Source organism: Streptomyces parvulus (assembly GCF_014648855.1).
Lineage (GTDB): Bacteria > Actinomycetota > Actinomycetes > Streptomycetales > Streptomycetaceae > Streptomyces > Streptomyces parvulus.
Window position 1 is genome coordinate 451,974 of sequence record NZ_BMRX01000004.1, and the last position, 12,554, is coordinate 464,527.

A 12,554-nucleotide genomic window follows, 5' to 3' on the forward strand; every position below is an offset into this window, starting at 1 on the left:
GGGGACGACAGGCGGCCGGACGGGGCGAGGGGGCGACACGCGCCCCGGCCCGCGCGGACGGTCAGTCGTGGAGCACCTGGCGTGCGGTCAGGGCCAGGCTGATCTCGACGAGGTCGGCCGGGCGGGCCAGGGAGCGGCCGGTGAGCTGTTCGCAGCGGCGGAGGCGGTTGAGGACCGTGTTGCGGTGGCAGTAGAGGCGTTCGCCGGCCCGCTGGGCGGAGCCGTCGCAGTCCAGCCAGGTGGTGAGGGTGTCGAGGAGCACCTCGCGGTCGGCGGCCTCCAGCCGCAGCAGGGGTCCGAGCACCCGTTCCGCGAGGGCCCGGCCCAGCTCGGGGCTGGTGACGACCAGGGCGGCGGGCAGCCGGTCGGCGAGCCGCACCGTGCCGCCCGCGAGCGGGCAGATCTCCAGGGCGGTGTCGGCGAGGCGGCGGGCGTCGCCGACGGCGGCGAGTCCGTCGACCGGGCTGCCGACGCCGATGCGCAGACCGGGGAAGGGGCTGTGCGGTTCGGGGAGCCCGTCGTCGGCGCCGGTCAGGACGATGCCGTAGTCGGCGTCCGCGCCCGCGTGCCAGTGGACGCGGGTGCCGGGCGGTACGGCGGCGGCGCGGGCGGCGTCCGGGCGGGCGGACGGTCCCCCGGCGAGGGCGACGACGACGTACCGGCCCTGTTCGGGCAGGCCCAGCGCCTGGGCGGCCTCCGGCAGGTCGGCGATGCGGGTGGTGCCGTCGAGCAGTCCGGCCGCCAGCAGCCGGGCCCGGTTCTCGCGGCGCCGCCCGAGCTGCCACTCGGTCTGCCGGTAGGCGTCCGCGACGAGCGTGCAGTGCTCGTCGACGAAGTTCCACACGTCGGCGGCCACGTGCACGAGCAGCCGGACGTCCTCCGGCGCGGTCCTGGACGTCTCCTCGACCAGCCGCTGCCACACCAGCGAGCCGCCGAGGCGGAAGGCGTGCAGCAGGGCGTCCAGCGGGAGTCCCTGCTCGGCGCGGGCGGCGCCGATCCGCCAGGAGCAGCGGCGGGCCGCGTCGCGGGCGCCGCGCGGGTCGAGCAGCGAGGCGACGCTGTGGCGCAGCGAGCGGTGGGCCTCCTGCCAGGTGGCCGAGGGGTCCCTGGTGAGGGCCGCCCGGTACGCCGGCTCCTGCTCCTCCAGCAGGGCCACCAGCCGGTCGGTGAGGTCGGGCAGGTCCTCCAGCAGGGCGCGGGCGGCCCGGTGCAGGACCCGTACGGCGTCGGCGTCCATCAGCGACGCGACGCTCGGTGTCCGCGGGCGTGGAACGGGCGTCAGCCCGGTGCGGATCGCTGCTCGTGACCGTACGGCGTGCTGCATCGCGGTCCTCCCCGGGGCAGGGCTTGCGGAGGCGCCCCCGCGACGGACCGTCCCGCCCGCGCCGGGCCTGCCCCCTGACTCGTCCTGCCCCGAAGGATGGCATACCGTCCGGTCGGTCCCTAGGGTCGTGCACCGGTCTTTTCGACGGGTTCGGCCTGTTCGGCCTGCTCGACCAGGCGTGCCAGCTCCAGACGGGAGCGCACTCCGAGGGCGGCGAAGACCTTGCGGAGGTGGTAGTCGACGGTGCGGGTGCTGACCGCGAGGGTGAGGGCGACCTCCCGGTTGGTGGCGCCCTCGGCGACGTGCCGCGCGATGCGCAGCTGCTGCGGGGTGAGTCGGGTGAGCGTCCCGGTGTCCGCGGCGTCCGACAGCGCCCCGAGCGCGCGCAGTTCGCCGCGTGCCTGCGCCGCCCAGACGCCTGCGCCGCAGCGGTCGAAGCCGGCCAGCGCGGTGCCGAGCAGGCCGCGGGCCTCGCCGGGTCTGCGGCGGCGCCGCAGCCACTTGCCGTGCAGCAGCGCGGTGCGGGCCCGTTCGAAGTCGCCGCCCGCCTCGTCGTGCCGGGCGAGGGCGCGCCGATACAGGGCGTCCGCGCGGTCCGGCGGGGCGAGCAGGGCGTGGCAGCGGGCGAGTTGGGCGGCGGCCTGCGGATCGGCGCCGAACGCCGCCCAGTCCGCGAAGTCCGCCAGCACCTCGCGGGTGTCCTCGTGCCGTCCGGCGAGGACCGCGGCCTCGACGAAGCACGGCACCGCGAGCCGCCACACCGCGAAGTGCCCGCGGCCCGGGCCGGGCAGGACGAGGAGGCCGAGCCGGTCGGCGGCGGCGTGGGGGCGCCCCCGGCCGAGGTCCGCACGGGCCGTCGCCCACTCGGCGAGGGTGGTCACCTGGGCGAGCCCGTGCCGCCGGGCGGTGGCCAGGGCGGCGGCGACGTGCCGGGCGACGGCGTCCGGGTCCTCCTCGATCGACGCGGCGAGGGCCAGCACCGCGCGGTGGTGGGCGGCGGTGTTGCGCTGCCCGGCGCGCAGGGCGGTGCGCAGGCCCTCCTCCGCGTGGGCGCGGGCCTGCGGGTGCCGGCCGGCGCGCAGTTCGGCGTAGGCGAGGTACTCCAGCGCCCGGGGCACCAAGGTGTCCGACCCGAGCTGCCGGGCGGCCGCGAGGGCCCGGGCTCCGCCCCGGCGGGCGGCGTCCACGTCACCGAGCAGCAGCGCGGCCGCCGCGGAACGCAGCAGCCGTTCCGGGCCGTCGTCGGTCCTCCCCCGCTCCACCACCTGCCCGAGGGGCGCGCTGGCCCGGTCCAGCCGCCCTTCGAGCAGCGCCCGCATCCCGATGCGGTGCTCGCGGACGACGGCGGCGAGGGTCCGTGCGGGATGCGGGGCGGTGGTGTCCCGGTGGACCGCGGGACCGTTCGGCCCCGGGCCCCCGCCGCCGGGCGGCCCGGGCGCGAGTGCGTCCAGGCATGTCCGCAGGTCGCCCGCGGCCCAGGCCGCGTCCGCGGCGGCCAGGGCGGCGGTCTCCGCGGCCGCCGGTGCGTCGGGGGCGAGGAGGGACGCGGCGAGCAGCAGGGTCTGGTGGGCGTCGCCCACGGGGCCGTCCCCGAGTTCCGTCAGGCCGCGGACCAGTTCGGCCCGCCCCCGGACCGCGGCGGGGGCCGCGCCGTCACGGGCCGCCGCGAGCAGCGGGCGGGCCCGCTCGGGCCGGCCGGCGAGCAGGGCCTGTTCGGCCGCGGCCGTGTACCTCGCGGCGCGGGTGGCCGCGTCGGCCGTCAGCTCGGCGGCGCGGGTGTACGCGGTGGCGCGCAGGCCGTAGGGCGCGGTGACCGTGGCGTCGTCGGCCGCCGACGCGAGCCGGTCCGCGAGCCGGGGCGCCGGGGCCGGTCCGGCCCCCGACCAGGAGCGGTGCAGCAGCACCGGGAGCGGCCCGGCGCCGTCCCCCTGCTCAAGGGCGTCGGCCAGGGCGCGGTGGGCGTCGCGGCGCCGGTCGGGTGCGGCGGCGGCGTGGACCGTGCGGCGGACCAGCTCACTGTGGAAGCGCAGCCGCCCGCCGGTCAGGGCGAGTTGGCCGGGCAGCGGATCCGGGAGTAGCGCCGGGCGGGACGCCGGGCGCAGACGGCGTACGGCGTCGAGGACCAGGCCGACGTCGGCGTCCGGCCCGTGCGAGGCCCGTACGGCGGCGGCAACCGTCAGCAGCAGGTCCCCCGCGCCCTCGTCGTCGCCGGCCGATGCGGCGCCCGCCACCTCGGCGAGGACCGTCGAGTCGGCCGCCGGGCCGGACAGCGGCAGGTGCCCGCGCAGTTCGGCGGGTGACAGCCGGCGCAGCAGGGCGTGCAGCAGCGCCGGGTTGCCCTCGGCCTCGGCCACGAGCAGGTCGCGGACGGCCGGCGCCACCGTGCCGTCGGTCAGGTCGTCGAGCAGGTCGGCGGCGCCCGGCGGGGTCAGCGGGTCCAGGCGGACGAGGGGCAGGCGGGCGAACTCCGCGTCGAGGGCGCGGTGTCCGGCGACGGAGAGGAGGAGCCCGGTGCGGCCGGCGGGGCGCAGCCGCTGCGCGGGGCCGGCGAGCGTGGCCCGGGCCCGGGCGTCCCACAGGTGGGCGTCGTCCACGCACACCAGCAGGGGGGCCGTGCTCGTCACCGTCCGCAGGGTGCCGAGCGGTTCGCCGGACGTCGCGGTGGCGCCCGGTCCTGGAGCGAGGCGCAGTACGGGTCCGGACCGGTAGGCGCGGGCGGCCCAGTCGAGCAGGGTGGTGCGGCCGAGCCCCGGCTCGCCGGTCACCACGAGGTGGCCGCCCCGGGCGGGCAGCTCGTCCAACAGCGCGCGCACGGCTGCTCGTTGCGCGCTCCGGCCGTGGATCCGCCCGGCCGTACGTACGGTCGTCTCTCCGGTCATCCCCGGGAGGTTACGCGCGCGTAACCTCGTCCGGAAGGCACCCGTCCGCCCTCGCCCGGCCGCCCATCCGCCCCGCCACCTGCGCCGGTGTGCCGTGCGGGCCGACCGGGCGCTGTGCCGGGGCCCAACGGTCGGGGTCCGCCGCCGTGCCCCGGCACAGCGAAGCGGCGGTGGCCGCGACGTCCACGCGACCACCGCCGGACGGGACCGGCAGGCCCGTCAGGAGCCGTGCGGGCAGTTGCCCCGGTACTCCTCGATGGTCAGGCTCGGGCGGGGCAGCGGGCAGAGGAACTGCTCGTAGCGGGTGTCGTTGTCGATGAACCGCTTGAGCCAGGAAATGCTGTACTTCGCGATGGTCGTGTTCGACGAGTTCGGCGAGAAGTGCGTGGCGTTGTTCAGCTCCAGGTAGGCGCGGTCCGTCCCGGACGGCAGGCCGGAGTAGAACGGCTCGGCGTGCGACGCGACCGGCGCGACCGTGTCCCCGTCGGCGCCGAAGATCAGCGTGGGCGTGCTGACCTCGGGCCAGCTCTTGTCCAGGTTCCACGGGGTGAGCGGGATCGCCGCCTGGAGCGACGGCCGGGACTTGGCGGCCTCCAGGCTGCCGCCGCCGCCCATCGAGTGGCCCATGACCCCGAGCCGGCTGCTGTCGATCCGGCCGCGCACGGAGCTGCGCTCGGTCAGGTAGTCCAGAGCGGCCAGGAGTTGGCGGCCGCGGGAGTCGGGCTGGTCCAGGGTGGTGTTGGTGTCGATGGTGAAGACCACGAAGCCCTGCGAGGCCAGCCGCGCGCCGAGCCAGGAGATGGAGGACTGGTACGCGGTGAAGCCCGGCGAGATCACGACGGCGCCGAAGGTGCCGTCGCTGGTGCTGGTCGGGTAGTAGACGGTGCCGCCGCCGAAGCCGGTGACGGAGAGCGAGGAGACGCTGGTGTCCGCCACGGAGTACGGCCCGCGCAGGGCCTCGATGCTGGACTGGGTGGGGGCCGGGCCGCGCTCGTAGGGGTTGTCGGCGGCCTGGGCGCCGGGCCCGGTGAGGGTGCCGAGCGCGAGCACGGCGGCCACGGCCGTGGTGAGGCCGGCCAGCCGCCGCCGGGTGCGCCGGAGCACGGGGGCGGCGTGGGGGTGGGGGTTCTGCTGCACGGGGGGTGGTCCTCTCTGTCGTGGCGAGGGGCCCGGCCGGTGGTCGCACACGTTCCGGGACACGTGGGGTCGCGTCCCGGACCTCCGCCGGTGGGCGTCGCCGATGAGCTGGCGGTGCCACTGTCGGGGGGAGGCGCGGCCGGGGGGATCGGCCGAATCACCGGTCTCACGCGGCTCGGTGGTCGGGACGGGTGTGCCGTGGGCCCTCGCGTCGGGTCCCGCGGGCCCGCACCGCGGCTCCACGGGTGGGCCGGGACCGGACGTTCCCCCGGCATCCGCCGCGCTGGGCACGGCCGCCCCGGTGTGGCACGCTCGGCGTCGGCCGGGATGTGGCACTCCGGCCGACATGGAGGAACGTCGCGGGCCCCACCGGGGCCCGGCACCGTGGAGAGGCGACGGCATGCGTATCGGACTGCTCGGCACCGGCCCCTGGGCCGACATGGCGCACGCACCCGCCCTGGGCGGGCACGACGGACTGGACTTCGCCGGGGTGTGGGGCCGGCGTCCCGGGGCCGCCAAGGAACTGGCGGAGCGGCACGGCACCCGCGCCTACGACGACGTCGACACCCTCCTCGCCGACGTGGACGCCGTGGCCGTGGCGCTGCCCCCCGGCGTGCAGGCCGAGCTGGCGGTGCGCGCGGCGCGGGCCGGGTGCCATCTGCTGCTCGACAAGCCGCTGGCGCCCACGGTGGCTCAGGGGCGGGCGGTGGTGGACGCGGCGCGCGCGGCCGGCGTCTCGTCGGTGGTGTTCTTCACCGCCAGGTTCCAGCCGGAGACGGAGGCGTGGATCGGCGAACAGGCCGCGCGTGAGGGCTGGTTCACCGCCCGGGCCCAGTGGCTCGGCTCGGTGTTCGGCGGCGACGACAGTCCGTTCGCGAGGTCGCCGTGGCGGCGGGAGAAGGGCGCCCTGTGGGACGTCGGCCCGCACGCCCTGTCCGTGCTGCTGCCGGTCCTCGGGGACGCGCGGCGCGTGACGGCGGCGGCACCGGGGCCCGGGGACACCGTCCATCTGGTCCTGGACCATTCGGGCGGGGCGTCCAGCACCCTCACGCTCAGCCTGACGGCGCCCCCCGCGGCCGCCGGTGCGACGGTGGAGCTGCGCGGCCGGGAGGGGGTGGCGCTGCTTCCGGAGGCGGCGCAGGGGCCGGTGCCCGCGCTGCGGCGGGCCGCGGACGCGCTGCTCGGGGCGGCCGCCGGGGGACGACCGTCCGCGTGCGACGCCGCGTTCGGGCTCCGGGTCACCGAGATCCTCGCCGAGGCGGAGGCCCTGCTGACCGACGCCCGGTGACCCGCGTCAGCCGTCGGCGCCGGACGGCTCGGACGGTTCGTCGCTCCACCGGAACCACGCCCGGTCGCCCTCGATGTGCAGCAGGAACTCGGCGACCGGGCCGTCCGGCGAGACCAGCCGGACGCGCCGTTCGATCTCGGCGTAGACCGCCTCCCACCGCTTCCAGTGGTCCGCGTCGTCCCGCTCCGCGAGGGCCAGTTCGCGGGCGAACAGCTCCCGGACCGCCGGGTAGGCCGGACCCGGGGTGAACCGCCCGGAGAGCCACGGGAAGTCGGAGTCGTCGATCCGGATCTCTCCGATCCGCACCTCTCCCCCGTCGCCCGCCTCGCCTCCGCGCACTTGCCAGATCTCGCCCTCGAACCCCACATCGCCTCCGCGGTCGCCGCCGGTGGTCACCGAAGCGGACAGCATGTCATCGGCGCGGGGTGCGCGCCGGTCGGAGACGCGGCGCGGCGGCTACGGACGACCGGCCGCCGGCGGGAGGAAGTTGATCCGCTCGCGCACCACGGGGTATCCGGCCTTCGCGAAGTTGGCGGCCATCGGGTGGTTCCCCCGGTCCGTCGCGGCGGCCACGAACTCCGCGCCCCGCTCGACGAGGAAGTGGGTGCATTCGGCCAGCAGGTCGTAGGCGTACCCGCGCCCGCGATGCTCCGGCAGGACGCCGATGAAGGCGACGCACGGGCCGGACGGATTGTGCGCGGGGACGTGGATGCCCGCCCGCTCGCCGTCGGCGGTGTACGCCACCTGCCACCACTCGCGCGGCGAGGGGCACCAGTGGAAGAAGTCCAGCTCGGCCCGGGCCGCGTGGTCGAGACCGTGCTCCTCGATCTCCGTGAGCGCGTGGGCGTCGAGGGTGGCGGAGTCGATGCGGCGCAGCGCGTCGAGGAAGACCGCGTCGTCCGGTTCGGGCCGGAACTCCAGCCGTCCGGGCCGGGCGGGGAGGCCGCACTCCGGCGTCCACCGGTACAGGAGGCGTTCCACCAGCGGGGCGTAGCCGGCCGCCCGGGCGGCGGCGAAGCGGGCCTCGGCGGCGGCCTTCAGCGCGGGGTCCTCGCGCCAGGTGCCGGGTGCGTTGAGTTCGAGTTCGACCTGCCAGGGGGCGGTGCGCAACAGTTCGGCCCCGGCTTCCTCCTCGCCCTCGGCCACGTCGAACCAGTTGACGTTGACGGGTTCGGTGTCGTCGGGGCCGCCCCACCAGGCGGCGCGGGCGACGACGGTGCCGTCGCGCAGGGCGACCCGCTTCCAGTCGGGGCGGTGCCGGGTGAGCCGGTGGCCTTCGCGGGCGCCCAGCGGGTCGGGCATGGCGTCGAAGAGCGCGGCGGCGCTCTCGTCGAGCGTGCGGATGACCGGTTCGGTCACGGAATCCTCCGAGTCCTGCGAGCGGCCCGCGATCCACGCGGGCGTCGAGCGCACGGTACGGAACGGCCGGCGCGCACGTCACGGATTTCGTGCGGGGATCGAGCGGAGGCCGGGCGGCGGGTGGGGCGCCCGGGACGGCGCGGTTCGCGGTGCTTTCCGGCGGCGGGCCGCACGGTTCGGCGTGCGGGCGGCGGGGTGGCGTAGGAGCGTGGTGGTGTGCGAATGCTGTCCGGCCCGCCGCTGCGGGGCGAGGACCGGCGGAGCTGGCTGAGCGGGGCCCCGCCGCCCCGCTGGGTGCGGGTGCTGCCGATCGCCCTCATCGCGCTGATCTGCGTGGCGACGCTGCTCAGCGACGACCGGCTGGACATCGGCTTCCTGCTGGGCGCCATCCCGCCGCTGGCCGTGCTGTCGTACAGCCCGCTGGCCACGGCCCTGCTCTGCGGTGCCGTGATCACGCTCCTGACCGTGCCGGTCTTCCAGCTGGACCGGCCGGGCGACGCCGATCTGCTGACCGTCGTCTTCGTCGCGGTGCTGAGCGTCTTCGTGTCGTTCGTGCGCAGCCGCCGCGACGCCCAGCTGGGCCTGGAGCGCACGGTCGCCGAGGCCGCGCAGCGCGCCGTGGTGCCGCCGCTGCCGGAACGGGTGGGCCCGGTGCGCTGCGCCGGGCTGTACCGGGCGGCGCAGCGCGGCACCCTGGTCGGGGGCGACTTCTTCGACGTGCGGGACGGCCCGTTCGGGGTCCGGGTGGTGACGGGGGACGTCCAGGGGCACGGGCTGTCCGCGGTCTCGACGGTCGCCTCGCTGCTGGGGGCGTTCCGGGAGGCGGTGCTGGACCGGCCCGACCTGGCGTCGGTGGCCGGGTGCCTGGACCGCAGGCTGCTGGTGGACTCGGCGGACGCGCGGCACGCCGAGCTGTTCGCCACGGCGGCGCTGCTGGAGTTCTCCGGGGACGGGCTGGAGGTGCGGGTCGTGGTCTGCGGGAATCCGCCGCCCCTGCTGCTGCGGGACGGGCGGGCCACGGAGCTGGAGGTCACCCCGTGGACGCCGCTCGGGCTCGGGCTCGCGGACGCGGGGGCCATCCGGACGTGCACGGTGCCGCTGCGCCCCGGTGACCGCCTGTTCCTGGCCTCCGACGGCGTGGTCGAGGCCCGCGGCGACGGCGGCGCCTTCTATCCGCTGGCCGAGCGGCTCGCCGGGCTCGCGGGCACCGAGCCGTCCGCGCTGCCCGGGCTGGTCTGGGCGGACCTCCTGCGGTTCTGCCCGGACGTGCAGGACGACGTGACGATGCTCGTCCTCACCCCTTCGCCGCCCGGCCGGGACTGACGCCGCCCTCGTGCTCGCCCTCCGCGTCGATGTGCGGCAGGATCCGGTCGAGCCACCGCGGCGTCCACCAGGCGTGCCGTCCGAGCAGCGTCATCACGGCGGGCACCAGGAGCAGCCGGACGATCGTGGCGTCGATGAGCACGCTCACGGCGAGGCCCAGGCCGAGCATCTTGACCACGATGTTGTCGCTGATGACGAACGCGGCGAAGACGCTCACCATGATCAGGGCGGCGCAGGTGATGACCCGCGCGGTGATCTCCAGGGCGTGGGCCACCGCGTCCTTCGCGTCGCCGGTGCGCAGCCACGCCTCGTGGACCCGGGAGAGCAGGAAGATCTCGTAGTCCATGCTGAGTCCGAAGATGATCGCGAACATCATCATCGGGACGTAGCTCTCGATGGGCACCGTGCCCGAGACGCCGAGCGCCGGGCCGCCCCACCCCCACTGGAAGACGGCCACCACGACGCCGTACGAGGCGGCGATCGACAGGACGTTCAGGACGGCGGCCTTGAGGGCCACCAGGGGGCCGCGGAAGACCGTCAGGATGATCAGGAAGGCCAGGGCGACCACCACGCCGATGATCAGCGGCAGGCGGTCGGCGACGATGTCGCGGAAGTCCACCTGGGAAGCGGTGGTCCCGGTGACGTAGCCCTGGGCGTCCGTGCCGGCGACGGCGCCGGGCAGGGTGCTGTCGACCAGGCGGTTGGCCAGGTCGGTGGTGGCGGTGCTCTGCGGATCCTGCTCCGGGTACACGGTCGCGAGCAGGACGTCGCCGTCCTGGGTCGGGGTCACCGGTGTCACGGCCGCCGCGCCGGACACGCCGTCGAGGCTCTTGGTGACCTGGGAGGACAGGTCCGAGCGCTGTGACTGGGGTACGCCGCTCTGGTCGACGACGACGGTCAGCGGACCGTTGGAGCCGGGCCCGAAGGCGTCGGACATCAGGTCGTAGGCCCGCCGGTCGGTGAAGGACGTGGGGTCGGCGCCGTCGTCGATGTGGCCGAGTTGGAGGGAGAACAGCGGGACGGCCAGTACGGCGAGGACGGCCACGCCCGCGGCCAGGAACTGCCACGGCCGCCGTTCGACCCGGCGTGCGTAGCGGTGCCAGGTGCCGTGCGGCTCGGCCCCCGGCTCGGCGTCGGTCTCGGCGACCGGGCGCCGCACGCGCAGCCGGTCGATGTGGCGGCCGACGAGCCCGAGGAGGGCGGGCACCAGGGTCAGGGCGCCCAGGACCGCCGAGACGACGGTGACGGCGGCGGCGATGCCGAGCTTGCCGATGAAGGACACCCCGGAGGCGTACAGGCCGAGGAGCGCGACGATGACCGTGCAGCCGGAGACGAGGACCGCCCGGCCGCTGGTGCCGGTGGCGTGGCCGGCGGCGCGCACCGGGTCGGCGCCGTTCATGAGGTTCTGCCGGTGCCGGGTGATCAGGAAGAGGGCGTAGTCGATGCCGACGCCCAGGCCGATCATGGTCGCCAGGGTCGGGGAGACGGTGGCGAAGGTGAAGGCCGCAGCGAGCAGGCCGAGGCAGGCCAGCCCGCCGACCACCCCGATCAGCGCGGTCACCAGGGGCGCCACCGCGGCCAGCACGCTGCCGAAGCCGATCAGCAGGACGACGATCGCGACGCCGAACCCGATGAGTTCGCTCACCCGGTCGTCGGCCGCGGGGCGGGCCAGCTCACCGAGCGATCCGCCGTATTCGACCTCGGCGCCCGCCGAGCGCAGCGGCGCGACGGCGTCGTCCACTCCGTCGAGGTAGCCGTCGCCGAGCTGGGCGGGCTGGATGTCGAAGCGGACGGTGATGTAGGCGGTGCGGCCGTCCGTGGAGACGGGGCCCGTGTTCTGCCCGGAGGAACCGGACTGCGGGGGCGCGGTCAGCGGGTTCTGCGCGGACAGGACGTGCGGCAGCTTCCCCAGGTCGGTCGCGGCGGTGGACATCTGGGAGCCGACGGAGGACAGCGCCTTGTCGTCGTGGACGACGATCTGGCTGCTGTAGCCGCCGGCCGCCGGGTCGTGCCGCTCCAGGACGTCGAGGCCCTGCTGGGACTGGGCGGAGGGGAGGTTGAAGTCGTCGGCGTAGTCGCCGCCGAAGGAACGGTTGGTCAGGGTCAGCGCCACCAGGGCGACCAGCCAGGCGACGACGACGAGGACGCCGTGCCGGGCGCACCACTCGCCCCACCGCCGCAGTCCTCCCCCGCCGCCTGCCCTCCGTCCCCCGGCGCCGGTGCGCCTTCGTGCCATGGCCGTGGTCCTTCTGCCGGGCGACAGGCTCGTTCGGTCCGATGTCGCGTGCTCTCATTACACGCCGGGGGTCCCGGGGCGGCACGTCGGAACGTCCGGTACTCCGGATGCGCGGCCGGAATCCGCATTGAATGGTGTTATCGGGATATTCGGGACCGACAACAGCACGGCACCGAAGCAGCGATCCGGATCCGAGGAGCACTGATCATGTCGATGTCACAGCCCGACGCCTCCCGCCCGTCCGAGGCGTCCACCGGCGAGGACCGCGCCACGCCGGACGACCTGCTGCACGCCCGCACCGGCACCGAGGTGTCCCCGGAGGACCTGGTGCTGGCGGCCGGCCGGGACGTCACCCCGCAGAACCTGGAATGGGCCAGGCGCAAGCTGGCCGACGAGGGCCCGGCGGCCCTCGACAAGCTGCTGCCCTGACCCTGGCCGGCCGGACCGGGCGGCCCCTCGGGTCAGCCGGTCCGGCCGGGACCCGCTCCGTCGTCCTCGGGACCGGGCAGCTCGGTCTCGTCGGGCACGACGTGCATCGCGGCCTCCTCCGCGCCGGCCGCTCCGCCGTCGATGCCCACGTCCTCCGCCACGGTCTCCTTGGTGGTGTCGGTGCGGACGCCCTCGTCCGGGGCGACCAGGCGCCCTGAGCGCTCCGTGCCCGCCTCGGGGTCGACCGGCTCGCCCTCGCCGCCGGGCTCGTCGCCCACGCCGTCGCCGTCGGGCACCTCGATGTCGGGCACCTCCTCGGCGAGCCGGTCGTCGAGGCTCTCGCCGTCGTGCTGCTCGGCGGCGGTGGTGCCGTGGCGGTTCACGCCCAGGGGCTTCTCCGGCGGGGAGTAGCCCTCGTCCAGCGTGTCGTCGTAGGTCCGCTCGTCGACGGCGTCCTGGAGGTCGAGGGGCGCGGCGTCGGCCTGCTCCTCGTTGGTTCCGGTGGGCTGGTAGGCGTCGTCGGCCATCGGGTCGGTGCCCATCGCTGCCTCCCTCTCGCTGCGTCGGCTCGTGTCGTTG

At 76.2% G+C, this 12,554-nt stretch carries 10 protein-coding genes; 3 read left to right on the forward strand and 7 right to left on the reverse strand.

Annotated elements, in window-relative coordinates; genetic code table 11:
• Positions 1 to 61: 61 nt before the first annotated feature.
• The 3 genes from IE108_RS09950 to bdeA form a co-directional block, all read right to left on the reverse strand.
• Entirely contained in the window at positions 62 to 1,324 is a 1,263-nt protein-coding gene (locus IE108_RS09950) for an RsbRD N-terminal domain-containing protein (RefSeq protein WP_064731201.1), read from the reverse strand.
• A gap of 119 nt (positions 1,325 to 1,443) precedes the next feature.
• A complete protein-coding gene (locus tag IE108_RS09955) occupies positions 1,444 to 4,203 on the reverse strand; it encodes a helix-turn-helix transcriptional regulator (RefSeq protein WP_064731200.1) in 2,760 nt (919 codons plus the stop codon).
• Between the two features lie 219 nt (positions 4,204 to 4,422).
• Entirely contained in the window at positions 4,423 to 5,340 is a 918-nt protein-coding gene (bdeA, locus tag IE108_RS09960; RefSeq protein ID WP_064731199.1) for a bis(hydroxyethyl) terephthalate hydrolase, read from the reverse strand.
• 400 nt (positions 5,341 to 5,740) lie between these two features.
• Between bdeA and IE108_RS09965 the strand changes: the two genes are divergently transcribed.
• Positions 5,741 to 6,628: a Gfo/Idh/MocA family protein gene (locus tag IE108_RS09965; RefSeq protein ID WP_064731198.1), complete on the forward strand. Its 888-nt coding sequence runs from the start codon at positions 5,741 to 5,743 to the stop codon at positions 6,626 to 6,628.
• A 6-nt stretch (positions 6,629 to 6,634) separates the two neighbouring features.
• On the opposite strand, the gene IE108_RS09970 is transcribed toward IE108_RS09965, so the two are convergent.
• Together IE108_RS09970 and IE108_RS09975 are read right to left on the reverse strand one after the other, a co-directional pair.
• On the reverse strand, positions 6,635 to 6,994 hold the full coding sequence (locus IE108_RS09970) for a hypothetical protein (protein ID WP_064732084.1): 360 nt from the start codon (positions 6,992 to 6,994) through the stop codon (positions 6,635 to 6,637).
• A 90-nt stretch (positions 6,995 to 7,084) separates the two neighbouring features.
• Positions 7,085 to 7,987: a GNAT family N-acetyltransferase gene (locus tag IE108_RS09975; RefSeq protein ID WP_064732083.1), complete on the reverse strand. Its 903-nt coding sequence runs from the start codon at positions 7,985 to 7,987 to the stop codon at positions 7,085 to 7,087.
• 222 nt (positions 7,988 to 8,209) lie between these two features.
• On the opposite strand from IE108_RS09975, the gene IE108_RS09980 reads away from it, so the two are divergent.
• A complete protein-coding gene (locus IE108_RS09980; protein ID WP_189397611.1) occupies positions 8,210 to 9,310 on the forward strand; it encodes a PP2C family protein-serine/threonine phosphatase in 1,101 nt (366 codons plus the stop codon).
• On the opposite strand, the gene IE108_RS09985 is transcribed toward IE108_RS09980, so the two are convergent.
• The gene (locus IE108_RS09985; protein ID WP_064731196.1) at positions 9,282 to 11,546 is read right to left on the reverse strand and encodes an MMPL family transporter; all 2,265 of its coding nucleotides are present in this window, start codon (positions 11,544 to 11,546) and stop codon (positions 9,282 to 9,284) included. The genes IE108_RS09980 and IE108_RS09985 overlap by 29 nt on opposite strands.
• A 207-nt stretch (positions 11,547 to 11,753) precedes the next feature.
• Here IE108_RS09985 and IE108_RS09990 point away from each other — a divergent pair, with 207 nt between their 5' ends.
• A complete protein-coding gene (locus IE108_RS09990) occupies positions 11,754 to 11,975 on the forward strand; it encodes a hypothetical protein (RefSeq protein WP_064731195.1) in 222 nt (73 codons plus the stop codon).
• A 32-nt stretch (positions 11,976 to 12,007) separates the two neighbouring features.
• Here the strand turns inward: IE108_RS09990 and IE108_RS09995 are convergent, their stop codons facing one another.
• The gene (locus IE108_RS09995; RefSeq protein ID WP_064731194.1) at positions 12,008 to 12,517 is read right to left on the reverse strand and encodes a DUF5709 domain-containing protein; all 510 of its coding nucleotides are present in this window, start codon (positions 12,515 to 12,517) and stop codon (positions 12,008 to 12,010) included.
• Positions 12,518 to 12,554 lie beyond the last annotated feature (37 nt).

Excerpts from the sequence above, each read along its gene's own strand:
- IE108_RS09980 (WP_189397611.1), top strand. The coding sequence starts at position 8,210 with ATGCTGTCCGGCCCGCCGCTGCGGGGCGAGGACCGGCGGAGCTGGCTG.
- IE108_RS09950 (WP_064731201.1), bottom strand. The coding sequence starts at position 1,324 with ATGCAGCACGCCGTACGGTCACGAGCAGCGATCCGCACCGGGCTGACG.
- IE108_RS09990 (WP_064731195.1), top strand. The coding sequence starts at position 11,754 with ATGTCGATGTCACAGCCCGACGCCTCCCGCCCGTCCGAGGCGTCCACC.
- IE108_RS09985 (WP_064731196.1), bottom strand. The coding sequence starts at position 11,546 with ATGGCACGAAGGCGCACCGGCGCCGGGGGACGGAGGGCAGGCGGCGGG.
- IE108_RS09955 (WP_064731200.1), bottom strand. The coding sequence starts at position 4,203 with ATGACCGGAGAGACGACCGTACGTACGGCCGGGCGGATCCACGGCCGG.
- IE108_RS09995 (WP_064731194.1), bottom strand. The coding sequence starts at position 12,517 with ATGGGCACCGACCCGATGGCCGACGACGCCTACCAGCCCACCGGAACC.
- IE108_RS09965 (WP_064731198.1), top strand. The coding sequence starts at position 5,741 with ATGCGTATCGGACTGCTCGGCACCGGCCCCTGGGCCGACATGGCGCAC.